Genomic DNA, 23,437 nt, shown 5'->3' on the forward strand with positions numbered 1-23,437 from the left:
GCTCATATCCTAAATACCTTATATAAGTCAAGAACGATACATAGCGCGCCTGGAGTGATCCGGTCGATCGGGGTGAGCGCCGCGAGGGTTCCAGGCCCGCCGCCAGCTTACGGGAGAATGAGCAATGTCGTTGCCGCAGATTATCGTTCTGGGTGCCGGACTTGGGGGCACCATCGCCGCCTACGAAATCCGCGATGCCGTGAAGGGCAAGGCGCAGGTCATGGTGGTCAATGACCAGGACGACTACTGGTTCGTGCCGTCGAACCCGTGGGTTGCGGTGCGGTGGCGCGAACCGGACGCGATCAAGGTGCATCTGCCGCCGATCATGGCCAAGAAAGGCATCGGGTTCACCGCCGTCGGGGCGCGGCGCGTCCACCCTGCCGAGAACCGCGTCGAGCTGAACGACGGAACCTCGCTGCTTTACGACTATCTGGTTATCGCGACCGGTCCCGAACTGGCGTTCGATGAAATCGAGGGCCTCGGCCCCGATGGTTTCACCCAGTCGGTCTGCCGCACCGACCACGCGGCACACGCGGCCGACGCCTTCGACCGCTTCTGCGAAAACCCCCGGCCGATCGTGGTCGGCGCGGCGCAAGGCGCTTCCTGCTATGGCCCGGCTTACGAATTCGCCCTCATCCTCGATACCGAACTGCGCCGCCGCAAGATCCGCGATCAGGTGCCGATGACCTACGTCAGCCCGGAACCCTATGTCGGCCATCTCGGGCTCGATGGGGTGGGCGACACCAAGACGCTGCTGGAGAGCGAACTGCGCGATCGGCACATCAAGTGGATCACCAGCGCCCGCATCACTAAGGTGGAAGAGGGCACGATGCATGTGGAAGAGGTGGCGGACGACGGGTCGGTGAGGTCCGTCCATGCGCTGCCTTTCGGCTATTCGATGATCCTGCCGGCCTTTCGTGGCGTCGCCGCCGTGCAGGGGATCGAGGGGCTGACCAATCCGCGCGGCTTCATCCTTGCCGACAAGCACCAGCGCAATCCCACATTCCGCAACGTCTATTCGCTGGGCGTATGCGTGGCAATTCCACCGGTCGGCCCTACGCCGGTGCCGGTGGGAGTGCCCAAGACCGGGTTCATGATCGAATCGATGGTCACCGCGATCGCGCGGAACCTGGCGCTCGAACTGGCTGGTAAGGAGCCGGTCGAGGAAGCGACCTGGAACGCCGTGTGCCTTGCCGACTTCGGCGATGGCGGGGTTGCCTTCGTCGCCCAGCCGCAGATTCCGCCGCGCAATCTCAACTGGTCGTCAAGCGGGAAGTGGGTGCACCTCGCCAAGATCGGGTTCGAGAAATACTTCCTGCACAAGGTCCGTCGCGGCACCAGCGAGCCGTTCTACGAAAAGCTGGCCATGCACGCGCTCGGCATCCGCAAGCTGCGTTTCAAATAAGGGAGAGGTGCGATGACGCTTGATTCAGCGGTTTTCCGTTTCGCCGGAGTGGTCGTGCTCGCCAGTCTTGCCCTGGCCCATTGGGTTCACCCCGGGTTCCTCTGGCTGACGGCCTTTGCCGGCGCGAACATGTTTCAGGCCAGCTTCACCGGCTTTTGCCCTGCGGCCATGATCTTCAAGAAGCTGGGGATCAGGCCCGGCAGCTCCTTCAACTGACGCAGGTGTGACATGCCCCGCCTGATGCCGCCCAGGTTGCTCCCGGCCCTGTCGTTGCCGCTGTCCTGCCTGCTCTCCTGCGCCCTAGCCGTTCCCCCAGCCATGGCGCAGGACCTCGCCGCCGCCATCGCCGATGCCCTCGCCAACGCACCCGTGCTGGCCGAGGCCAATGCGGGCGAGGCGGCGGCGAAAGCCCGGCTGGATCGGGCGCGGGCGGAAAGCAACCCGCTCCTGCGGGTCGAAGGGTCCTATGGCGCCGGCCGGATCGACAACGGCGGCTTTTTCGGGATCACGGCGGACAATGTGAATCCGCTGGCCCTGCAGGCCACGGCGGAACTGCCGCTCTATGCGGGTGGGCGGGTGTCGTCCGCCATCGATCAGGCGCGTGGCGGCGCGGCGATGGCGCACTTCGGCGCCGAACAGGCGCGGTTGCAGACCATCGTCACGGCTGTCGGCACCTATACCGAGGTGCTGACGGCGCGAAAGCTCGAGGCGCGCTATGGCCAGCTTGTCGAGGAACTGACGGAAACCGAACGCCAGGCGGGCCTGCGCTTCCGGGCGGGTGAAATCGCGAGTTCGGACCTCGCCCAGGCGCGAGCCCGGAAGGCCGAAGCCGATGCGGGTTTCGCGCAGGCGCAGGGCCGGCGGACGTCGGCGGAAGCGACCTACCAGCGCCTTACCGGGAAGCCGGCGGGCGATCTGGCGCCGCTTGCCGAGCCGCCCGCCGTGCCGCCGACGCTCGACGAAGCCATGGACATGGCCCGCGCGTCCAATCCCGCGCTCCGCCAGGCCCAGGCGGGCGTCGATGTCGCGCGGGCCGGCACCCGTTCGGCGCGGGCCGAGGGCATGCCGACGGTGGGCGCCTTTGCCGAAGCCGGGCATGTGCGCGACCAGTTCTTCCCCGGCTACAAGGCCGATACGGTCGCCGTGGGCATCAGGGGCCGCTGGACGCTGTGGGCGGGTGGGCGCGTATCTTCGCAGGTCCGTGCCGCCGATGCCGATCTCGATGCCAGCGAGGCCCGGTTGCGTCAGGCCGAACAAGGGCTTGCGGGCATGGTAATCGATGCGTGGCAGGGTCTTGCGACCGCGCGGCGCATGACGGAGGCTTCCCGGCTGCGCCGCGATGCGGCCACGGAAGCGCTGCGCGGGACGCAACTGGAAGCGCGCGTGGGGGCGAAGCCGCCACTGGCCGTGCTTGACGCCGAACGCGAGGCGATCGAGGCCGAAGCCGCCCTGCTGCAGGCGGAAGGCATGCAGACCGTGGCGGCATGGCGGCTCAACGCGCTGACCGGGAATATCGCGCCATAACCGGCCAGCGGAGCGCGGCCTTCGGGATAGGGCCGGCGGCATCCGAGGAATGCCGCCGGCTTCCGGACATCAGGGCACGATGACGTAGTCGGGATTGGCGACGGCGAACACGGCGTCGCGGTCTGCGGCGGGCGGGTAGATCCACACGCGGTTGATCTCCTGCTTGATCGCCTTGGCCGCCTCGCGCGTGATCCGCACCTGCCGGTCCCAGCCTTCGGTGTAGAGCGCGCCCCAGTCGCCCAGGTCGATACAGGTCACGTACTTGGGCTGGCTATAGGGATGCAGCGGCAGACCGACCAGTTCGGCGGCGGCGTTGTGCCCCGCCACGCGCCCCAGGCTCAGCGCGTGCTGGCACGACATCGGGGCGACATTGCCGTCATCGTCCGTGCCGGCGTGCACCGTATCGCCCGTCACGAACACGCCCGGCGCGGCGGGCGCACGCAGATAGGCATCGCCGACGACGCGGCCGATCGCGTCATGTTCGCCGGGGATCTGCGCCGCCAGCGGACTGGCGCGCATGCCCGCGGTCCAGACGACGGTATTGGTCGCGATCCGTTCGCCGGAAGAGAGGACCACGGCGTCCGCCTCGATCGCGGTGACCCGCACGCCCGTCCGCGTTTCGACGCCGGTGAAGGCCAGCGCTTCGGCGAGATGGGGCTGCGCCTCGTCCCCCAGCGATCCGCCGGGGCGATCCGCCGTGTCGATCAGGATGACGCGGAAGTTTGCCTTGTCCCCCAGCGCGGCGCGCAGCCGGATCGGCATTTCCGTCGCCGCCTCGAAGCCGGTCAGCCCGCCGCCGGCGACGACGACGGTATTGCGCGCCTCCGTCTCGGGCTCGCCGGGCAGTGCCTTCAGCTGCACGTCCAGTGCGCGGGCGGTGGCGAACTGGTCGGTGTCGAACGCATGGCGGTCAAGGCCGGGGACATCCGGGCGGAACAGCTGGCTGCCGGCGGCGAGAACGAAGCGGTCATAGGCGATCGTTTCGCGCTCCCCGTCGCTCCGTGCCACGGTGACAGTGCGACTGTTGACATCGATGGTCTCGACGCGGCCGGCAAGGTGCCGTGCGCCCACGGCGGCGAGCAGCGCGCCGACATCGGGATTCATGTTGTCGAGCACGGCTTCGTAAAGGCGCGGGCGAATGACGAGCGCGGGGGCGGGCGAGATGACGATCACCTCCACGTCCTGCTGCCTGCCGGCAAGCGCGATGGCGCGGCTGGCGGAAAGGGCTGCCCAGACACCGGCAAATCCGGTTCCGGCAATCACGATCTTCTGGGTCATGGCATTTCTCCTTCTGTTGCTTTTTGCCGGGCGCGCTTCATCGTCCCGCGACGCCGCAGAGGGATGGCGTGCAGGCGCTTTCCCGGCGCGGCCCGGCAAGGGGGGCCGAGAAAAGACGTTCAGGTGGGGAGGGGGGCGGGCGCCGCGCGGGCGCGCCCGTTTAGTCCGGCACGTCGCGCGCCGGCCTGCCGCTCTTCGCGGTGCGGCCGGTCAGGCGTCCGTCGATCCAGGTGCTGACTTCGGAAAAGAATTCGGGTGGAGCCTTGCGGCCGAAGCGCCCGGCGACGGCGCCCAGCGTCTGCGCGGCCAGCGCATCGCGCATGGCCTTTTCCGCCTGCAGCATCACCGCGTGGATCGCGCAGACGCCGTCCAATGCCCAGCCGGGCGCATCGCCGCCGAACACGGCGCAGCGGCCGCGCACTTCCTGGCAGTCGAACAGCGGCTTGGCGCCCTCGATGGCGTCGACGATATCGAGGAAGGTGATCGCATCGGCCGGCCGCGCCAGCAGGTAGCCGCCGCGCACGCCCTCGCTGGCCTTCACGATCCCGGCCTTTTCCAGCTTCGGGAAGATCTTGGCGAGGAAGCTGGCGGAAACGCCCTGCAATTCGGCAAGATCGCGGCTGCTCATCGGCCGGTCTTCGTTGCCGACGAGCAGCAGCAGGCAATGGATGCCGTATTCGACGCTGGTGGTGATATGTGCCATGAACACGGACTTACCGAGTCCGCGTTCATGGGTCAAGCTAAAAACAGAGACTAATTTTGTCGTCTATATTTTACCGGCGTTCACGGCGCCAGATAGGCCTCCTTGCCGGCAATGATCGTGCGCAGCACCCGGGTCGCGTGAATCTGGTGCGGATCGATGGCGAAGATGTCGCGATCGATCACCACGAGATCGGCTTGCCGCCCCGCTTCGATCGTGCCGATCCGGTCGCCCAGGCCGATCTGGCGCGCGGCGTTGGCGGTCATCAGGCGCAGGGCTTCGGCCACGCTCACCTTCTGGCCGGGGGCGAGCGTTTCGCCGCCGCCGCCCGGCGCTTCGCGCGTCACCAGTGTCTCGATCGCCAGCCACGGCGACATCGACGGCACCACCGGCCAATCCGAACCGAGCACCACGCGGTCCCCGGCATCGATCGCGTCGCGGACCGGGGTGAAGCGGGCCATGCGTTCGGGGCCTACCGAGCGGATCACGTCGCGCACCGGCGGGCTGGGGAACCAGATGTAGGGCGAGAACTCGAAGGTAGCGGTCAAGGCGCGGGCGCGCTGGATATCGGCCGGCGTCACGAAATTGGCGTGGGCGATTTCGTGATGCGGGCCATAGGGGCCGTTGGCCTTGCGCGCCGCCGCCACGGCGTCGAGCGCGGCGCTGACCGAACCGTCGCCCGCCGCGTGGAGCTTCACGACCAGCCCTGCCGCATCGTAGCGCGCGACCTTTGCGTCGATCTCGCCCGGTGCATAGAGCAGCGAACCCTTTGCCCGGGCCGCATCGCCGAACGCCGCCGCGTCGGCATAGGGTTCCAGCATCGCGGCCGTGTGCGAATCCGTGGGCACGCCATCGAGGATCATCTTGACGCAGCCCATTTCCAGGCCCGGCCGGGCATAGAGATGGCGCTGGGTGATCAGTGCCTGGTCGCGGTCCCACATGCAGGCGCGCACGTGCTGCGCCAGCCCGCCCGCGTCGGCGAGCCGGGCATAGACGCGCGCGTTGGTGGTGGCGAGCAGCGCTTCCTCGTAGGCGGTAATGCCTTGCGCCAGCATCGCCTTGCTGGCTGTCCGCAGCGCTTCGACCCGATCGTCCTCGCTGGGGGCCGGAACCGTGTTGAGCAGGGCGATGGCCGCATTCTCGCGCAGCACGCCGGTCGGCTCGCCCTTGTTGTCGCGTTCGATCACCCCGCCCGCCGGGTTGGGCGTGGCGCGCGTGATGCCGGCGGCCTTGAGCGCGGCGGAATTGGCCCAAACGCTGTGCAGGCTGATGTCGTGGAGCACGACCGGCGTGGTCGGCGCGACCGCATCGAGCAGGCGCTTGTGGGGTGGCGTCCCGCCCATGGAGGAGGCGTCCCACTGGCCGCCCGTGATCCATTCGCCGGGGCGCGCCGCGCCCGCGCAGTCCTTGACCGTGCGCGTGATCGTGGCGGCGTCTGCCCCTTGCGGAAAGCGGCAGTCGCGGGCCTGCAATCCGGCGTCGACCGCGTGGACATGCATGTCGATCAGGCCGGGCAACACCGTCATGCCCTTGAGATCGACGATCCGTGTTGCGGCAGCGCGATGCGCCGTGACCTCGCTTTCGCTCCCAACCGCGACGATCGTGCCCTGCGCGATGGCGATGTCGGTCTGCCAGCCGGCGGGCGTGGCGACATGGCCATGGGTGTAGATCACCTCGGCGGGAACCGGCGGAGCCGTGCCGATGGCGTCCTGGAACTGGGCCGAAGCCGGGCTGGCGATCAGGGTTGCCAGCGCGATGGCGAGCGGACGTCTGGACATGGAGCGGCGAATCCTTGTGGCCGGAGAATTTCAGGGGGGGGGCGGACCGGCGGCTTGCGCCGCCGGCCGACCATCAGAAGCGCGTGGTCATTTCGATGCCGTAGGTGCGCGGCGGCGCCCAGCGCACCAGCCGTTCGGCAAAGGGAGCGAGATAGAACGAGTAGTCGCGGTAGCGGTTGTCGAACAGGTTGCGGCCGAACATGGCGATGGTCAGCCGATCGCCGGCGAAGCTGTAGCCCAGCCGCCCGTTGACCAGCACGTAGCCGGGCAGGCGTCCGTCGGGCGTGTTGGTCGCCTCGTAGTAGATGCCGCTCCGCCACGACAGGTCCAGCCGCCCGGTCAGATGCCCTTCGCCAAGCGGCTGCGTCACTTGCGCGCCGGCGTTGAGCGAGAGCTTGGGCACGAACGGCAGGCGCTGCCCGGCGCAGTTCGTGGCCGGGGCGCAGCCGGGGAAGTCGGCATAGGTCGCGTCGGTATAGCCCGCGCCCGCGTTGAGTTCGAGCGCGCGCACCGGCCTGGCGGTGACTTCCACTTCGAAGCCCTTGATATGCGCCGCCGCCGCATTGCGGATCTGGAAGGCCGCGCCGACCAGCGCCGAGACCTGCAGGTCCTTGTAATCGGTGTAGAAGCCCGCCGCGTTGATGCGCAGCTTGTGGTCGAACAGGTCGGACTTGATGCCGGCCTCGAACGACCACGCCTTTTCCGGACCGAAGCTGATGTCGGTGCTGCCGACGATGTCCGGGTTGAAGCCGCCGCTCTTGAAGCCGCGCGCGGCGCTGACGTAGAGGCGGGTATCGGGCACGACTTCGTAGGACACGCTGGCGTTGCCCGAAAGGTTGCTGTCCTTGCGGTGCAGGCGCGCGGAAAGCTGCGGCAGGGCAATGAACGAGGTGTTGGTCTGGTCGAACACCAGATCCTTGCTCTCGGTATTGACGCGCAGGCCGCCGCTGATCGTCAGGCCCGGCAGCGGCCGCCAGTTGGCGCTGGCGAACGCGGCATAGGCATTGGTCCTGAGGTTCGAGATGCTGGAGATCGCGCCGACGAAGGCGGCCGGTCCCGGCGGACCGTTGACCGTGGTGGCGCGGTTGGCGTCGGCGTTCTGGCGCAGGTAGTACAGGCCGATGAGGTAGTCGATCTTGCCGCCCGTGGGCGAAGCCAGCCGCAGTTCCTGCGTGAACTGGCGGGCGCGGTCCTGGAAGTCGGACGTGGACAGCGGGATCGGGCGGGCGTCGTCGTCGTCGATCAGGCGCGAACGGTTGTCGCCATAGGCGCTGATCGAGGTGACCGTGAACCCGCCGATGTGCCAGTCGATGTTGAGGTTGGTGCTCCAGATCTCGCGGCTTTGCAGGCTGGGATGGTCCTGCGAAACGGTGTAGGGATCGGTGAAGTAGCCCGGCAGCCCGGCGAGGCCGCCGGAAGTGTTGTCGGCCACCTGCCCCAGCAGCAGCCGGTCCGCCTGCTTCAGCCAGCTTCCCGAAAGCGCCACTTCCAGCGTCTCGGCCGGCTTCCACAGCAGGCCGCCGCGCAGCGACTTGCGGTTGAGGTTGTTGAGCTTCGAGCCGTCGAAGAGGTTGGTGATATAGCCGTCGCGCGTGGCGATGGAGCCGGCAATCTTCACGCCCAGCCGGTCGGTCACGATTGGCGCGGTCGCGAACAGGTTGGCCTCGATCGTGCCCAGATTGCCGAAGGCGGTGCGCGCATTGGCCTCGATGCCGTCCAGGCTCGGCTTGCGCGTGGTGATGTTGATCGCGCCGGCGGTGGTGTTGCGCCCGAACAGCGTGCCTTGCGGCCCGCGCAGCACTTCCAGCGTGGCGATGTCCGGCAGTTCCTGGTCCGCCGCGTTGGGGCGCACGGTCAGCACGCCGTCGACATAGACGCCAAGCCCGCTGTCGAAGCCGATGTTGCGCGTCTGCGAAACGATGCCGCGAATGCCCATCGCGCCGAGCACCGAACCGCCGCCGTCCTGGGTAAGGTTGGGGACCGTGCCGATCAGGTCGCCCACGCGCGCCACGCCGCGCTGCTGCAGCGCCGCACCGGTCAGCGCGGTGATCGAGATCGGCACGCTCTGCACGTTTTCCTGCCGCTTGCGCGCGACGACGACGATGGTGTCGAGCGCGCCGCTATCCTGCGCGCCGGTCTCCGCCGGTTCGGCGGCAAGGGCGGGCGAGGCCGCGATTCCGGCCGCGCAGATGGCGAGCAGCGCCGCGCCGCGATGGGTTCCCCACATGATCTAGCTCCCTGTTGTGTTCGTTGATCGGGCGATGATGGGAACCGGCACTGGGCGCGGCATCGCCCATTTGCGGTACGCGCTGTGCAATTTCGGCAAGAATTGTCACAAAGGCGGAAGCCCAGCCTTGCCATCGCCTGCCGCCGCCAACACCATGCCCCGTTGCCTTTGTTGGGGGTATGGCGATGCTCTGTTCCAATGTTCTGGGCGATCTGTACGGGGCCAGCATGGACCGTCCGCGCCTGGCCACGGCGCTGGACCGGCTGCGCACGCAAACCGGCGCGCGCAGCGTCACGATCCACTGGTTCAACCGCACGCCCGACCGCCTGCGCCATCGCTGGCTGGCGACTTGCTCGGCGACCCCGGCGCCCGCCGGCGAACTCTCGCTGCTGGACGACGTCAATCCGCGCACCATCGTCGCGGTGAATCCCGTCCACGACGGCGTCTATATGCTGGAGGACGACAATTGCCCGGATGCCCTGCAGGGGCAGTTCCACCAGTGGCAGGCGCGCCTGCGCGAACAGGGACTGGGGCAGTTCCTGGGCGCGCGCATCGCCATGGGCGCGCTGGGCGAGGCGGGGCTTGCGGTTCATGCCGGGGTCGGCACGCCACTGGCGGCGCATTGCCGGCAGGCACTGATCGACCTCATGCCGCACGTGCGCGAAGCGCTGCGCCTGCTGATCGAGACCGATCGCCGCGCCAATGAAAACGCCATGCTGCGGCAGGTGATGGACCGGATGCAGTTCGCGCTGGCGATCTGTGACGATGCGGGGCGGGTCCAGATCGCCAATCCGGCGGCACAGGGCCTGCTGGAAGGCCTGGTGGTGCGGGTGCCGGGGATGGCGGACACGGAATGGCGGCTGATTGAGGGGCTGCGTCCCTTGCTGCTGTCCGGCTCTCCCCGCGCGATGCGGTGGCGCAACGGGGATTGCGAAGTGCTGCTTCACGCCGTCGCCTTGCCCCGCTTCGCGCTGGAGCGGTACGCCATCGCGGCCGAACGGCCTGCCTTCGCGCTGGCGCTGGCCGACGCGGGCGGACCGCCACCGCCAGCGCCGGCCGACCTGCGCGCCTTTTTCGCGCTGACCCCGTCCGAGGCCGATCTGCTGGCGCGTCTGTGCGGCGGAGACGATGTCGCCACGTTCGCGCAGGCGCGCGGGGTTTCGATCCACACCGCGCGCACGCAGCTCAAGCAGGTCATGGCCAAGACGCGAGCGAGCCGCCAGGCCGATCTGATCCGGCTGGCTCTGGCCAGCCCTTCGCACCTGTTCGGGCGATCGAACTGAGAGTCGACGCCCCATCTCCTGACCGCTTCCGGCAGGCTTTGCCCGTTTCGCGAAACGAAGCCGCCGGCGGCTTGTCGCGGGCCATGACGCGGCCGGTGTTAGCGCGTAAGCACGGCGGCATTGTCGATTGATGCGAGGATGAAGGGCATGGAAGACGTCAGGGCAGCCATTGCGGAGCTGCAGCAGCAGGTCGCGTTCCTGCAGGCGGAAGCGGAGGCGCGCCGGCTGCTCGCGCGCTACATGTTCCTGTGCGACAGCCCTCTGCCCGAAGCCGGAATGCCGGCGGAAGCCCGCGCCGACGCGATCGGCGCGCTGTTCACCGAAGACGCCATCTGGCAGGGCGTGGGCGGGGCGCACGGCGCGCAGTTCGGCCAGCACCGCGGCCCGGCCGAGATCGCCGCGCACATGCGCAAGTTCTACGCCGCCGAGAATCCGAAGCAGATCTTCAACACGCACTACCTGACCGCCGAGCAGTTGCGCGCCACCAGCGCGGAAACCGCCGAGGGCGAATGGGTGCAGTTCCAGCCGTGGGTCTATGACGACGGGTCCTCGCTGATCCGGTCGAGCCGCCTGCACGTGAAGTTCCGCAAGACCGCAGCGGGCTGGCGCATCGCCAATTACCGCACCGAAAACCTGTTTATCGGCAAGCTGCCCGACAACTGGGCGCAGACCCTGATCCAGACCTCGGTGCTGATGGCGGGGGTGTGAAGCGGGGCGCCTGATCCGCGCGCTTTACCGGGGGGCGGAGTCCCTGTACCATCGGGCGACGTTGGCGTGATCTTCATGGCCTGAAGTGCGGAGGATGCCCGTGGTGGTCGCTCGACACAGCGACACGGTTCTGGATGTGGTGCGGTCCCCCAGCGCGGCCGCCTCTTCGGCGATCGCCGCATCGTGGTGCAGGTCCGTCCTGTTCCATGGACTTGACCCCGACCAGCACGCGGCGCGCGAGCGAGTCGATGGTGCTTTCCTGTCGGCCTTGCGGGCCGAGCACGAGGTCATGCTCACCGTGGCCGCGCCGGTGCTCGATCAAATGTTCCGTTCGGTCGGGCGTTCGGGTTGCGCGGTCATTCTGAGCGATGCGCGCGGCATCGTGCTGGAGCGTCGCACGAACGATGCCGACGCCGCTTCCTTCACCGCGGCGGGGCTGGTCCAGGGCGCGCGGTGGGGCGAGGCGGAGGAAGGCACGAACGGCATCGGCACCTGCCTTTACGAAGACCAGCCCGTGATCGTTCACCGCGATCAGCATTTCGCCGGGCGCAATGTCGATATCAGCTGCATGGACGCGCCGGTGCATGATCCGCACGGCCGGCTGGCGGGGGCGCTCGACGTATCGAGCTGCCGCGACGATCATGGCCCCGCGATGGCGGAAATGATCGCCGCGCTGGTGCGCGACGCCGCGCGCAAGATCGAGCGGGACTATTTCTGTCGTCACTTCGATGGCCATCGCATCGTGTTCCTTTCGGATGACGCCACCACCGGCACGGCGCTGCTGGCGGTCGATCGCGATGATCTGGTGGTCGGCGCGAGCCGGGCGGCGCGGTTGCGACTGGGGTTGAACGATGCGGCGTTGACGACGCCGCGCGCGCTGGGCCAGCTGCTCGGCGAAGGGGCTGGCCCCTCGTTCGAGGATGCCGATCGCGCGGTTCTGCGGCAGGCGCTGGCGCAGGCCGGCGGCAACGCCAGCCAGGCGGCACGCCTGCTCGGCATCGGCCGGGCCACGCTCTATCGCCGCTTGGCGCGGGCCGGCCTGACCCCCTGAAAGCCTCGGCCTGAACGATTTGCGCCCGCGCCTGTCTCGCTGGCGAGACACATCGGCATGGCCTTGTCCCGGCCCCCTCTTCCCCCCGTTCCGATCGCGTTCCTAGGATGCGGGACAGACGCCGAAAGACGGCGCCGGTTCAGCCAGGAAGAGGATCAGGTTTATGGATTCCGTCGTTCAGGATCGCCCGGTTGCGACGCTGCAGCCGCCCTTCGCGGCCCGTTATGACAATTTCATCGGCGGCACATGGGTCGCGCCCCGGGCCGGGCGCTATTTCCAGAACGTGTCCCCGATCACCGGCAAGGTGGTGGGCGAGATCGCCCGTTCGCAAGCGGAGGATATCGAGGCCGCGCTGGATGCAGCGCACAAGGCCAAGGATGCCTGGGGCCGCACCTCGGTGGCCGAACGCGCCGCGATCCTGCTGCGCATCGCCGACCGCATGGAGCAGAATCTCGAAACGCTGGCCACCGCCGAAACGTGGGACAACGGCAAGCCGATCCGCGAGACGATGGCCGCCGACGTGCCGCTGGCGATCGACCATTTCCGCTATTTCGCCGGCGTCATCCGCGCGCAGGAAGGCTCGATCGGCGAGATCGACCACGATACCGTCGCCTATCATTTCCACGAGCCGCTGGGCGTGGTGGGCCAGATCATCCCGTGGAACTTCCCGCTGCTGATGGCAGCGTGGAAGATGGCGCCGGCACTGGCGGCGGGCAATTGCATCGTGTTGAAGCCCGCCGAACAGACGCCCGCGTCGATCATGGTGTGGATCGATCTGGTCGGCGATCTGCTGCCGCCCGGCGTGCTCAACATCGTCAACGGCTTCGGGCTGGAAGCGGGCAAGCCGCTTGCCTCCTCGTCGCGCATCGCCAAGATCGCCTTCACCGGGGAAACCTCGACCGGCCGGCTCATCATGCAGTACGCCAGCCAGAACCTGATCCCGGTGACGCTGGAACTGGGCGGCAAGTCGCCCAACATCTTCTTCGAGGACGTGGCGCGCGAGGACGACGATTTCCTCGACAAGGCGATCGAGGGCTTCGTGATGTTCGCGCTTAACCAGGGCGAGGTCTGCACCTGCCCCAGCCGCGCGCTGATCCATGAAAGCATCTACGACCGCTTCATGGAAAAGGCGCTGGCCCGCGTCGCCGCGATCCGGCAAGGCAGCCCGCTCGACAGCGCCACCATGATCGGCGCGCAGGCCTCGGCGGAGCAGCGCGACAAGATCCTCTCCTATGTCGACATCGGTCGGCAGGAAGGCGCGGACCTGCTGATTGGCGGCGGCGCGGCCGATCTCGGCGGGGAACTGTCGGGCGGCTACTACGTGCAGCCCACGGTGTTCCGCGGCCACAACAAGATGCGCATCTTCCAGGAGGAAATCTTCGGCCCGGTCCTGTCGGTCACGACCTTCCGCGATGCCGAGGAGGCGCTCTCCATCACCAACGACACGCTCTATGGCCTTGGCGCGGGGGTGTGGAGCCGCGATGCCAACACCTGCTACCGCTTCGGCCGGGCGATCCAGGCCGGACGGGTGTGGACCAACTGCTATCACGCCTATCCCGCCCACGCGGCGTTCGGCGGCTACAAGCAGTCGGGCATCGGGCGCGAAACGCATCGCATGATGCTCGATCACTATCAGCAGACCAAGAACATGCTGGTCAGCTACAGCCCGAAGAAGCTTGGCTTCTTTTGACCGTGCGCAAGGCCCGGCCCGCGCGGCCGGGCCATCCGCTTTCCCCAGGAATCCAAGGAGAAGAACCATGGCCAGCACCATGAAGGCCGCCGTCGTGCGCGAATTCGGCAAGCCGCTGACGATCGATGAAGTGCCCGTGCCGCAGGTCGGCCCCGGCCAGATCCAGGTCGCGATCCAGGCATCGGGCGTATGCCACACCGACCTCCACGCCGCCGAGGGCGACTGGCCGGTCAAGCCCAACCCGCCGTTCATTCCGGGGCACGAGGGCGTCGGCTATGTCAGCCAGGTGGGCGCGGGCGTGAAGAACGTGAAGGAAGGCGATCGCGTCGGCGTGCCGTGGCTCTACAGCGCCTGCGGCCATTGCGTGCATTGCCTGGGCGGCTGGGAAACGCTGTGCGAGACGCAGCTCAACACCGGCTATTCGGTCAACGGCGGGTTCGCCGATTACGTGATCGCCGATCCGAACTACGTTGGCCACTTGCCCGCCAACATCAGCTTTACCGAGATCGCGCCGGTGCTCTGCGCCGGTGTCACGGTCTACAAGGGGCTGAAGATGACCGACACCAAGCCCGGCGACTATGTCGCGATCAGCGGTATCGGCGGGCTGGGCCACATGGCGGTGCAATATGCCGTCGCCATGGGCCTGAACGTCGCCGCGATCGACATCGACGATGCCAAGCTGGATCTTGCCCGCCGGCTGGGCGCGACGATCACCGTCAATGCCCGCCACGACGATCCCGCCACCGTCATCAAGCGCGAGACCGGTGGCGGCGTAAACGGCGTGCTGGTCACGGCGGTCAGCCCCAAGGCGTTCGAGCAGGCGATCGGCGTCACCGCGCGCGGCGGCACCGTCGCGCTCAACGGCCTGCCGCCGGGCGATTTCCCGCTCAACATCTTCGGCCTGGTGCTGAACGGCATCACCGTGCGCGGATCGATCGTTGGCACGCGGCTCGACTTGCAGGAATCGATCGATTTCGCCGCGCACGGCAAAGTCCGCGCGACGGTGGAAACCGCGAAGCTGGAGGACATCAACGCCGTGTTCGACCGGATGCACAAGGGCCAGATCGAAGGCCGCGTGGTGCTGGACCTGACGGCGTAGAAGACCCGCGCCGGCGCGTCATTGCAGACAATTGGGCGCTACCCACCCCCAACCCCTCCCGCAAGCGGGAGGGGAGTGAGACTTGCGGCGCCGGAGGCGGCGTTAGTCGCAACGGGGTGGGCTTCCACCGCCGATACTATACCCGCAAGAAAAAATGCGCCCCCTGCACAAGGCAGGAGGCGCAGTTCAGATGGCAAGCCATCCTCGGGTCGCGGCTTTTCTTTGCCATGCCGGCGATGACACCGCCGTGACTTCGGACACAGACTCGATTTTTTCGCGTTCGCCAGGCGACGTGGACACAGTCCGGCGTGGCCGGAGCGGCAGCTATCCGACATCTTTCCGTGGGGGTGGTCCTTCCAGACACGACAAGATAGCGGTCATTCGGCGTTTCAATGGCAACGCGCTAATCCAACCTCGCCTGCTTTCGAAGGTCGTACGCCGCGCCCGCCGCGATGACCAAAAGGATCAGCGAACCCGCCAGCACTGAAACTGATGAACCATTGATGATCGCGGCGATCAGCCTGATTGCCATCAAGGATGCCAAGACCAGAGACAGCAGAGGCGCTTTGCGATTGCCGGATGCGATGGCGCCAATCGCCAATAGGCCGAGAAAAATGTTCCAACCAGCGGCAGCCCCATTGTCCTGTGAGAAGCCGATAGGAATGGAAAGGAAGATCAGCATTATCCCGAAGCCGATCAAGAGCCAACGCCCCAATCCCGTCCAAGTGGCAATCTGCTCCTCGTCCATCAACGCAGAATGCCGTCTGGGTCCGCGATGTCAACGTCCGCTCTCCCCCCTCCCCGCCGTTGCAAGCCCGGCGTGGTGGTATGATCTTCCGTTGCGTTCGTCACCAACCCGCAAATCCGCGATCACAATCCGGCTGCTCGGATCTGGCCCCATTTCACGCCGTCCTCCCCAACATATCAGATTGAATTCATTGGCAGTCCTCCAAAATGCTTGGAGGGCAATGTTCTTGACATGGGCCGTGCCAATTGCGTAGCAAACAAACATAACAATGCAGAAATATTGGGGGGTACAGGTGACCGGATTTACGCGACGCGGCGGGGGCAAGCCCGCGTTCCATCAGGTTTCGGTACTGGCCATCGGCTTGAGCCTGGCTTTGGTCGCAACGTCGGCCCGCGCGGCGGAGGGGCCGCCTGCCGCCGGGGAAACGGCGACCCAGGGGCTCGATGAAATCGTGGTGACCGCGCAGAAGCGCGAGGAACGGCTGCAGGACGTGCCGGTCAGCGTGGTTGCGGTCAGTTCGGCCAAGATCAACGAACTGCACGCGATCAGCCTGGGCTCGCTGGCCGCCTTCACGCCGGGGCTGGTGGTGGACGACAGCTCGGTCACGCAGCCGCGCTTCACCATTCGCGGCGTGGCGACCGACGATTTCGGCATCGGCACCGAACCCGCCGTGGCGGTTTTCGTCGACGGCATCTACACCGCGCGGACCGGCTCGGCGCTGATCTTCTTCAACGATATCGAGCGCGTGGAAGTGCTGAAGGGGCCGCAAGGCACGATCTTCGGGCGCAATACCTCCGCCGGCGCGATCTCGATCGTCACCAAGAAACCGGAAGACCGCTTCACCACCACCGCCAATTTCGATTTCGGCAACTATGGCTCGAAGCGCATCGAGGCGATGATCAACGTGCCGCTGACGCATACCCTGCAGGTGCGCGGCGACGTGCTGATCAACCGGCGCGACGGCTGGCTGCACGATGCCGTCACGGGCAAGGGCCGGGGCTTCATCCACACCACGTCGGGCCGCATTTCCGCCCGCTGGACGCCCGACAGCGCGACCGACGTGGTCTTCGCCTGGGATCATGACGAAACGCGCAACGATGGCCCGGTGGCGATCGGCATCAGCCAGGTGGCGCTGTCGCGCGATCCGTTCGGGCCGTTCACCAACGACGTGGTCGGCGGCGCGCGCGAAACGCGCCTGCTCAACGGCTATGCGCTGACCATCAACCGCGACATCACCGACGGGCTGAAGCTGACCAGCATCAGTTCGTACCGCCGCTTCTCGACCTCGAACCGCGAGGACGAGGACGGCACCAACGATCCCACGCGCTATCTCGACACCGACAATATCGAGAGCAACACGAGCTTCTATCAGGAACTGCGCCTTTCGCACGATGGCGAAAAGCTGCACTGGCTGATGGGCGGCAGCTATTTCAACGAGGTCGGCCACCAGACCAGCGCGGTGACGGCGCTGGTCGATTCGATCGATTTCGCGCTGTCGAGCGGCGGCTTGCCGCTGTTCAGCGCTTTCGCCGGCGCCGGCCTGCCGGTGTTCGGCAACACCTGGCGCGAGGACATGACCAACACCGCGCGCAACAAGTCCTTCGCCGCGTTCGGCGACGTGACCTGGGACGTGACCGACAAGTGGAGCCTGCGCTTCGGCCTGCGCTATACCAACGACCGCAAGACCTTCACCTGGTTCGCGCCCAGCGTGCAATCGCCGGGCCTGTCGGCGATCCAGTTGCCGGGCGCGGTGTTCAACGCGGGCTTCGACCAGCTCGGCCTGCCGCCGCTGTTCGATCCGGCGACCACCTATTCGGTGCTGCAGGTCTATCAGACGCTCGCTGCCCAGCCGTTCCTGGCGGGTGCGCCGATTTACCCCACGGGCAACCTGATCTTCAACGAAGGCGCGTTGCAGAACGTGCCGTTCACGCGCAAGGCCAGCTTCAACGACGTCTCGCCGCGCTTCGTCGTCAGCTACAAGTTCACGCCCGATGTCATGGCCTACGTTTCCGCCTCGCGCGGGTACAAGGCGGGCGGCTTCAACTCGCAGGCGATCAACAGCTACTTCCGCCCGGAAACCGTGTGGAACTTCGAAGCCGGCGTGAAGTCGGAATTCTTCGACCGGCGGCTGCGCTTCAACCTGACCGGCTATTATTTCCGCTACAACGATCGCCAGTCGATCTCGCTGGTGCAGAACGGCAGCACCATTCCGCAATACGTTACCACCACCGGCAGTTCGAAAGCCTATGGCTTCGATCTCGATACGGCGCTGAAGATCAACGACTACCTGAGCCTGTCGGGCACCCTTTCCTGGATCGATTCCACCTGGGCGAGCCGTATCGAGCAGGTGCAGACCTTCAGCGGGCCGATCAATCTCAACCTCAACGGACAGCCGACCGGCGAGCCGCGCCTCAGCAGCACGTTCGGCGCGCACGCCACCGTGCCGGTCGGCTTCGGCAAGCTCTTTGCCGATTTCAACTGGAGCCACCGTTCGCGCGCCCGCACCAACGCGCGCACGCCCTATGACGACGCGCTCGATACCGTGCTGGGCGGGGTGGACTGGACGAAGCTCGGCACGCTGCGGTCCTCGCGCGATCTGGTCAACGCCCGCATCGGCGGCAAGAGCGCCAACGAACGCGTGACCGTGACCTTCTGGGTCGAGAACCTGTTCAACAAGCAGTACATGAACGGCATCAACAACATCACCACGACCACGTTCGGCACGCCCTACACGCGGATTTCGCCGCCGCGTTTCTTCGGCGGCAGCGTGGCGCTCAAGTATTGACGAATCGGCGGCCGGCAAAAAGCGTCGCCGGCCGCGCACACGGGATCGCACCAAGCGAGGAGAGAACGATGAAGGCAGGATTTGTACGCGGCCGCGCGGCGCTGCTGGGCAGTGCGCTGATGGTGGCGGGTCTGGGCTCGCTGGGGTTGGCCGGGCCGGCCTGGGCGGCGGGTCCGCAGGCCGATGCCGATGGCTTCGTCACCGATCGCGCCTTCGAAAAGCATCTCCAGGAACAGCTGCTCGATGCCAAGGCCGGGGACGTGATAATCATTCCCGCCGGCAAGTACCGCCTTTCGCGCGGCCTGGGCCTCACTGCCTCGGGTGTGACGATCAAGGGCGCGGGCAAGGACCAGACCGTGCTGTCGTTCGCGGGCATGGTCGCCGGTCCGGTCGGCCTGCTGGTGACGGGCAACCAGTTCGTCGTCAGCGACCTGACCGTGCAGGACACCAAGGGCGACGGGATCAAGATCAACGGCACCAAGGGCGTCACCTTCCGCAACGTGCGCGTGCGCTGGACCGATCCCGACAACAGCACCCACGGCGCCTATGGCATCTACCCGGTGGGCTGCACCGACGTGCTGATCGAAGACAGCGAAGTGTTCGGTTCCTCCGACGCCGGCATCTATGTCGGGCAGTCGGACAACATCATCGTGCGCCGCAACCGGGCGGAGCTGAACGTCGCCGGGATCGAGATCGAGAACTCGACGAACGCGGACGTCTATGAAAACGTCGCCACCCGCAACACCGGCGGCATCCTTGTGTTCAACATGCCCAACCTGCCCAAGCCCGGCCACAGCACGCGCATTCACAACAACGTGTCCGAAGCGAACAACACTCCGAACTTCGCGGCCAAGGGCACGGCGGTCAGCATCGTGCCCAAGGGCACCGGCATGATCGTGCTGGCCAACGACGACGTCGAGATCTTCGACAACGACATCCGCAACAACGATACCATGGGCATCGCCATCGCCAGCGATTTCTCGACCGACTACAAGATCGAGGCCGGCGCGCCCGGCGAGCACGATCCCTATCCGGACCGGGTGCTGATCGCCGGCAACCGTATCTCGGGTGGCGGCAACGCGCCTGATGCGGAGCGCTTCCCGGCGGCCCCGGTGATCCGCGCGGCGGGCCAGAGCACCAACGTGGTATGGGACGGCTATACCCGCGCGCCCGGTGACGACAACGGCATCTGCCTCGCGTCCGGGCCGGACAAGCTGATCCGGCTCGATCCGAAAAGCCCCGGCAAGTTCGCCGTGATCGACGGCAAGAGCTGCGACGGCTTCAAGCGCCAGCCGCCTGTCGTCATCCGCTAGGGGGCTGTCCGGTGCCGAAATCCCTGCGGTTCGTGCTGTGGTCGCTGGTCGCTTCCGTTCTCGGCTTCGCGATGCTGACGCACCATTCCAGCGCGGCGGGATCGCGGGAGGATTTTCCGGCGAAGCTCTCGCAATGGAAGCTGATCCAGCGCGCGGGCGACCGGCTGGCCGCCGCGCCATCGGGCGTGACCTACGAACTCGCCACCCCGCTGTTCACCGACTACGCGCTGAAATGGCGGGTGCTGTTCATTCCGAACGGGAAGAAAGCGGCCTACAATCCCGATCGCGCGTTCGACCTGCCGGTGGGCACGGTCATCGCCAAGACGTTCTACTACCCCGTCGCGCCCGCCGATCACACGGGCGAGAGCACGGACGTGGTCAAGGCGCGGGCGAGCGACTATCAGGATGGCGTGGGCGGCTTGCGGCTTGCGCACGTGCGCCTGATGGAAACGCGCCTGCTGGTCCATCGCGCGGGCGGCTGGGTAGCGCTGCCCTATGTCTGGGACGAGGACCAGCGCGATGCCACGCTGGAGCGCGTGGGCGATGCGATCCCGCTGACGATGGTGGACGGCGCGGAGCGCAAGGACTTCGTCTATGTCGTGCCCAACGCCAACGATTGCGCGAACTGCCACGCGCCGAATTTCACGACGGGCGAGATCAACCATATCGAGCCGATCGGGATCAAGGCGCGGCACCTGAACCGCGATTTTCCGGGCAAGTTCGGCACGATCAACCAGCTTACGCGGCTGCAGCGGCTGGGCTACCTGACCGGCGCGCCGGCGGCGGCGTCCGCGCCGCGCAACGTCGACTGGCATGACGAGCGCCTGCCCGTCGATGCGCGCGCGCGCAGCTATCTCGACATCAATTGCAGCCACTGCCATTCGCCCGTCGGCGCCGCGCGCACCACCGGGCTGTGGTTCGATCAGGGCCATGAACACGGGGCCGACTGGGCCAGCCCGCGCCGGATTGGCGTATGCAAGCAGATCGTGGCCGGCGGGCATGGCGGCGGCGGCCTGCCGTTCGACGTGGCGCCGGGCGAACCGGAAAAGTCGATCCTGCTCTATCGCCTGCGCTCGAACGTGCCGGGCACGATGATGCCGGAAATCGGCCGCAGCCTGGTCCATGCCGAAGGCATCGCGCTGGTGCGCAGCTGGATCGAGCGGATGGAAGGCCAGTGCCGGCTGGCCTCGGAGCAATAAGCCATCCCACCCCAGGCCCCTCCCGCAAGCGGGAGGGGAGCGAGACTTGCGCCACCGCAGGCGGCGTTAGTCGCAGCGGGGTGGGCCTTCCGCAGCGATATGGTCGCCGCAGAAAAAGCCCCGCCTCCATAAGGAGACGGGGCAAGGGTGGCGCGGCGATCGGAGGAGAAGGGCGCTAGCCCGCGCCTTCTCCACGTCCACTCGAAGATCAGAACTTGCGCCGCACCTCGATCTGCCATTCGCGGCCACGGTTGTAGACGCCTTCGACGAAGCCCGAGGCGCCCACGTCGGCGTAGCCGGCGACCAGGAAGCGCTTGTTGAAGATGTTCTTCGCGCCCACGCTCACCGTCCAGTTTTCCGCCGTGTCGGTATAGCTCACGGTGCCGTTCCACAGGCCATAGCCGGGCTGGTGGAGCAGCGGGGTGTTCAGCGCATCGAGGAACACGTCGCTGCGATAGGCCCAGTCCACGCGCGGCGAGAACTTCCCGATGGCGGTTTCGGCGGTGTAGGCAAGGCCCACCGAAGCCGTCCATTTCGGGGCGTTCACGAACTTGCTGTTCACGTTGACCAGCCCGGTGCCGACCGGGATGTCACCCGCCACGGTGTGCAGGATGATGCCGCCGCTCGCCGCGAGATACTTCGCGTCGAGGTAGCCCACCGAGGCGTTGAACGCCCAGCCGCCGCCGATCCGCGTGTTCAGTTCGCCTTCGAACCCGCGGATGCGGGCCTTGGCGGCGTTCATCGTGAACGGGTTGGGCAGGCCGGGCGAGAGGACGTTGAGCTGGATGTCCTTGTAGTCGGTCTGGAACGCGGCAAGGTTCAGGCGCACGCGCCGGTCGAACAGTTCGCTTTTGATGCCGGCCTCGTAGACCTTGACGTATTCCGGCGAAAACGAGGGGGGCGAGATGAATGGCGGGCCGGCGAGGCGCTGGGTGAAGCCGCCCGATTTGAAGCCGTCCGAATAGTTGAAATAGGCCATGATATCGCGCGTGAACTTATACGAGATATTGGCGAGAAAGTTGGTTTCGTTGACTTTCAGCTTGCCGGTCGCGCCCGGCAGCACCTGCGGCGTGCCCGCCGGCAGGATCTGCGTCGCGCTGGCGACGAAGTCGGTCAGATAGACCTGGTTGGGCAGGAACAGCTTGTCTTCGTCGGTATGGCGGATACCGCCGGTGATCGACAGGGCCTGCGTGATGTTCAGCGTCGCCTGCCCATAGAAGGCCAGGCTGCGGTTGCGGATCGCGCCGCCGCTCAGCAGGCTGCCGATCGAGAAGTCCACGGTGTTGGCGTCGGTGCCGCTTTCGCGGAAGTAGTAGACGCCCGCCGCCCAGTTCAGCAGCTTGGACGAGCCGGTGACCTGGAGTTCCTGCGAGAACTGGCGCTGCGAATAATCGTTGAAGGTGTGGTCGATCAGCACCGGGCTGTGATCGTGATCGGCGCCGAAGATCGAATCCAGCTTGCGCCACGCGGTGATCGACTTGACCGCGATCTCGCTGCCCAGGATCGGTTCGGGTGCTTTCCAGTTGGCGGTCACGTTCACGCCCAGCACGTCGATGTTGGAAACGACGCGGCCGGTGCCGTAATCCTTGCCGGCCGGCGCGATCCATTGCGAGCCGTAGCACGGCGCGGCCGTGGGCGTGGTGGCGCAGACGGCGCCGTTAAGCGCCAGGTTGTTGTACTGGGCGAAGGGCGCGTCGGCATAGGCCGCGATCAGTTGCAGCGGCGCGCCGTGTTCGCGTTCGCGCATCCGTTCGATCGAGGCGTCGATGGTCAGCGTGTCGGTCGGCAGCAGGCGGACATCGCCGCGAATGGCGAACTTGTTGTCGTTGCCCAGATCGACGCCGTCGCTCGTGCGCGTGACATAGCCGTCGCGGTTGCGCGAGAACACGGTCAGCTTGGTCAGGATGCGGTCGGTGATCGGCGCGTCGAGCGTCGCCTTGAACTGGAGCAGGTGGTCCGATCCGCCGGTGACGGAAGCGGTGCCGCCCAGTTCCGTGCCGGGCTTCTTGGTGGTGATGTTGATCGCGCCGCCGATGGTGTTGCGGCCGAACAGCGTGCCCTGCGGCCCGCGCAGCACTTCGAGGTTCTCGAGGTCCACCAGCTGCAACGCCGATCCGACCGAACGCGCGATATAGACGCCGTCGACATAGATGCCCACGCCCGGTTCGGTGTTCTGGTTGAAATCCGTCTGGCCGATGCCACGGATGAAGAACGAGGCGGCCGCGCTGCTGCCGCCGACCGGCGCCGTCTCGCTGACGACAAGGTTGGGCACCACCCGGTCCAGCCCGGTTACCGAGCTGACCTGCCGCTGTTCCAGCGCGTTGCCGGAGAAGGCGGAAATCGCGATCGGCGTTTCCTGAAGCGATTCCTTGCGCTTGCGCGCGGTGACGGTGATTTCCTCAAGGCCGGTGCTGGCGGAAGTGCCGGGCGTCGTTTCCTCGGCATGGGCGATGCCGCCGAAGGAAAGCGCGGTTGCGGCCAGCAGTCCGGCCGCGATCGTGCGGCCGATGTGTCGGTGATTTCCCGGTGTCATTGTGATCCCTCATTGGAAAGTTGCGTGGCGGGGCCTGCGAACTTCTGCGTCCGGTTCCGCGCCGGCCGTCATTGCGGGGAACTTCCGGATTTCGCCGGGCAGCGGCAATTCGCTAT

At 66.8% G+C, this 23,437-nt stretch carries 17 protein-coding genes; 11 read left to right on the forward strand and 6 right to left on the reverse strand.

Features of this window, described 5'->3' with window-relative positions; genetic code table 11:
• Nucleotides 1-124 precede the first annotated feature (124 nt).
• Genes F1640_RS22430 through F1640_RS22440 form a run of 3 tightly spaced genes read left to right on the forward strand, consistent with a single transcriptional unit; the run spans nucleotide 125 to nucleotide 2,929 of the window.
• Nucleotides 125-1,405, forward strand: a complete 1,281-nt coding sequence (locus tag F1640_RS22430) for an NAD(P)/FAD-dependent oxidoreductase (RefSeq protein WP_124808327.1) — start codon at nucleotides 125-127, stop codon at nucleotides 1,403-1,405.
• 12 nt (nucleotides 1,406-1,417) lie between these two features.
• The gene (locus tag F1640_RS22435; RefSeq protein ID WP_124808326.1) at nucleotides 1,418-1,621 is read left to right on the forward strand and encodes a DUF2892 domain-containing protein; all 204 of its coding nucleotides are present in this window, start codon (nucleotides 1,418-1,420) and stop codon (nucleotides 1,619-1,621) included.
• A 12-nt stretch (nucleotides 1,622-1,633) separates the two neighbouring features.
• Nucleotides 1,634-2,929 (forward strand): TolC family protein, encoded by a 1,296-nt coding sequence (locus F1640_RS22440; RefSeq protein ID WP_223806490.1) that lies wholly within the window; start codon nucleotides 1,634-1,636, stop codon nucleotides 2,927-2,929.
• Nucleotides 2,930-2,998: 69 nt separating this feature from the next.
• On the opposite strand, the gene F1640_RS22445 is transcribed toward F1640_RS22440, so the two are convergent.
• The 4 genes from F1640_RS22445 to F1640_RS22460 all read right to left on the reverse strand — a co-directional run bounded on the left by F1640_RS22445 (nucleotide 2,999) and on the right by F1640_RS22460 (nucleotide 8,912).
• Entirely contained in the window at nucleotides 2,999-4,207 is a 1,209-nt protein-coding gene (locus tag F1640_RS22445) for an NAD(P)/FAD-dependent oxidoreductase (RefSeq protein WP_124808325.1), read from the reverse strand.
• A gap of 160 nt (nucleotides 4,208-4,367) precedes the next feature.
• Complete coding sequence (locus F1640_RS22450; RefSeq protein WP_124808324.1) at nucleotides 4,368-4,910, reverse strand: Rrf2 family transcriptional regulator; 543 nt, start codon at nucleotides 4,908-4,910, stop codon at nucleotides 4,368-4,370.
• A gap of 80 nt (nucleotides 4,911-4,990) precedes the next feature.
• Nucleotides 4,991-6,685 carry an amidohydrolase gene (locus F1640_RS22455; protein WP_124808323.1) on the reverse strand — a complete coding sequence of 565 codons (1,695 nt, stop codon included), beginning with the start codon at nucleotides 6,683-6,685 and terminating at the stop codon, nucleotides 4,991-4,993.
• A gap of 73 nt (nucleotides 6,686-6,758) precedes the next feature.
• Nucleotides 6,759-8,912, reverse strand: a complete 2,154-nt coding sequence (locus F1640_RS22460; protein ID WP_194921899.1) for a TonB-dependent receptor — start codon at nucleotides 8,910-8,912, stop codon at nucleotides 6,759-6,761.
• Between the two features lie 185 nt (nucleotides 8,913-9,097).
• Here F1640_RS22460 and F1640_RS22465 point away from each other — a divergent pair, with 185 nt between their 5' ends.
• From F1640_RS22465 to adhP, 5 genes are all read left to right on the forward strand, one after another.
• Nucleotides 9,098-10,195, forward strand: coding sequence for a helix-turn-helix transcriptional regulator (locus F1640_RS22465; protein WP_194921901.1), 1,098 nt, complete (start codon nucleotides 9,098-9,100; stop codon nucleotides 10,193-10,195).
• A 147-nt stretch (nucleotides 10,196-10,342) separates the two neighbouring features.
• Nucleotides 10,343-10,903 carry a nuclear transport factor 2 family protein gene (locus F1640_RS22470; protein ID WP_124808320.1) on the forward strand — a complete coding sequence of 187 codons (561 nt, stop codon included), beginning with the start codon at nucleotides 10,343-10,345 and terminating at the stop codon, nucleotides 10,901-10,903.
• A 94-nt stretch (nucleotides 10,904-10,997) separates the two neighbouring features.
• A complete protein-coding gene (locus tag F1640_RS22475; RefSeq protein WP_124808319.1) occupies nucleotides 10,998-11,954 on the forward strand; it encodes a GAF domain-containing protein in 957 nt (318 codons plus the stop codon).
• 163 nt (nucleotides 11,955-12,117) lie between these two features.
• Nucleotides 12,118-13,644 (forward strand): aldehyde dehydrogenase, encoded by a 1,527-nt coding sequence (gene adh / locus F1640_RS22480; protein WP_194921903.1) that lies wholly within the window; start codon nucleotides 12,118-12,120, stop codon nucleotides 13,642-13,644.
• Between the two features lie 67 nt (nucleotides 13,645-13,711).
• Nucleotides 13,712-14,743: an alcohol dehydrogenase AdhP gene (adhP, locus tag F1640_RS22485; protein WP_124808317.1), complete on the forward strand. Its 1,032-nt coding sequence runs from the start codon at nucleotides 13,712-13,714 to the stop codon at nucleotides 14,741-14,743.
• A 403-nt stretch (nucleotides 14,744-15,146) separates the two neighbouring features.
• Here the strand turns inward: adhP and F1640_RS22490 are convergent, their stop codons facing one another.
• On the reverse strand, nucleotides 15,147-15,491 hold the full coding sequence (locus F1640_RS22490; RefSeq protein WP_194921905.1) for a hypothetical protein: 345 nt from the start codon (nucleotides 15,489-15,491) through the stop codon (nucleotides 15,147-15,149).
• A 292-nt stretch (nucleotides 15,492-15,783) separates the two neighbouring features.
• Here F1640_RS22490 and F1640_RS22495 point away from each other — a divergent pair, with 292 nt between their 5' ends.
• The 3 genes from F1640_RS22495 (at nucleotide 15,784) to F1640_RS22505 (ending at nucleotide 20,788) form a co-directional block, all read left to right on the forward strand.
• A complete protein-coding gene (locus F1640_RS22495) occupies nucleotides 15,784-18,276 on the forward strand; it encodes a TonB-dependent receptor (protein WP_190287151.1) in 2,493 nt (830 codons plus the stop codon).
• A 68-nt stretch (nucleotides 18,277-18,344) separates the two neighbouring features.
• A complete protein-coding gene (locus tag F1640_RS22500; protein ID WP_206694931.1) occupies nucleotides 18,345-19,589 on the forward strand; it encodes a parallel beta-helix domain-containing protein in 1,245 nt (414 codons plus the stop codon).
• A gap of 11 nt (nucleotides 19,590-19,600) precedes the next feature.
• Nucleotides 19,601-20,788 carry an SO2930 family diheme c-type cytochrome gene (locus tag F1640_RS22505; protein ID WP_124808314.1) on the forward strand — a complete coding sequence of 396 codons (1,188 nt, stop codon included), beginning with the start codon at nucleotides 19,601-19,603 and terminating at the stop codon, nucleotides 20,786-20,788.
• Nucleotides 20,789-20,996: 208 nt separating this feature from the next.
• On the opposite strand, the gene F1640_RS22510 is transcribed toward F1640_RS22505, so the two are convergent.
• The gene (locus F1640_RS22510) at nucleotides 20,997-23,321 is read right to left on the reverse strand and encodes a TonB-dependent receptor (protein WP_124808313.1); all 2,325 of its coding nucleotides are present in this window, start codon (nucleotides 23,319-23,321) and stop codon (nucleotides 20,997-20,999) included.
• Between the last annotated feature and the right edge of the window lie 116 nt (nucleotides 23,322-23,437).

It is taken from the genome of Novosphingobium sp. NBM11 (assembly GCF_015390225.1).
In the GTDB taxonomy this organism is placed as follows: domain Bacteria; phylum Pseudomonadota; class Alphaproteobacteria; order Sphingomonadales; family Sphingomonadaceae; genus Novosphingobium.

Bases quoted from the DNA above. Each gene is read 5' to 3' on its own strand.
- F1640_RS22430 (WP_124808327.1), top strand. From the start codon at position 125: ATGTCGTTGCCGCAGATTATCGTTCTGGGTGCCGGACTTGGGGGCACC.
- F1640_RS22435 (WP_124808326.1), top strand. From the start codon at position 1,418: ATGACGCTTGATTCAGCGGTTTTCCGTTTCGCCGGAGTGGTCGTGCTC.
- F1640_RS22440 (WP_223806490.1), top strand. From the start codon at position 1,634: ATGCCCCGCCTGATGCCGCCCAGGTTGCTCCCGGCCCTGTCGTTGCCG.
- F1640_RS22445 (WP_124808325.1), bottom strand. From the start codon at position 4,207: ATGACCCAGAAGATCGTGATTGCCGGAACCGGATTTGCCGGTGTCTGG.
- F1640_RS22450 (WP_124808324.1), bottom strand. From the start codon at position 4,910: ATGGCACATATCACCACCAGCGTCGAATACGGCATCCATTGCCTGCTG.
- F1640_RS22455 (WP_124808323.1), bottom strand. From the start codon at position 6,685: ATGTCCAGACGTCCGCTCGCCATCGCGCTGGCAACCCTGATCGCCAGC.
- F1640_RS22460 (WP_194921899.1), bottom strand. From the start codon at position 8,912: ATGTGGGGAACCCATCGCGGCGCGGCGCTGCTCGCCATCTGCGCGGCC.
- F1640_RS22465 (WP_194921901.1), top strand. From the start codon at position 9,098: ATGCTCTGTTCCAATGTTCTGGGCGATCTGTACGGGGCCAGCATGGAC.
- F1640_RS22470 (WP_124808320.1), top strand. From the start codon at position 10,343: ATGGAAGACGTCAGGGCAGCCATTGCGGAGCTGCAGCAGCAGGTCGCG.
- F1640_RS22475 (WP_124808319.1), top strand. From the start codon at position 10,998: ATGCCCGTGGTGGTCGCTCGACACAGCGACACGGTTCTGGATGTGGTG.
- adh (WP_194921903.1), top strand. From the start codon at position 12,118: ATGGATTCCGTCGTTCAGGATCGCCCGGTTGCGACGCTGCAGCCGCCC.
- adhP (WP_124808317.1), top strand. From the start codon at position 13,712: ATGGCCAGCACCATGAAGGCCGCCGTCGTGCGCGAATTCGGCAAGCCG.
- F1640_RS22490 (WP_194921905.1), bottom strand. From the start codon at position 15,491: ATGGACGAGGAGCAGATTGCCACTTGGACGGGATTGGGGCGTTGGCTC.
- F1640_RS22500 (WP_206694931.1), top strand. From the start codon at position 18,345: ATGAAGGCAGGATTTGTACGCGGCCGCGCGGCGCTGCTGGGCAGTGCG.
- F1640_RS22510 (WP_124808313.1), bottom strand. From the start codon at position 23,321: ATGACACCGGGAAATCACCGACACATCGGCCGCACGATCGCGGCCGGA.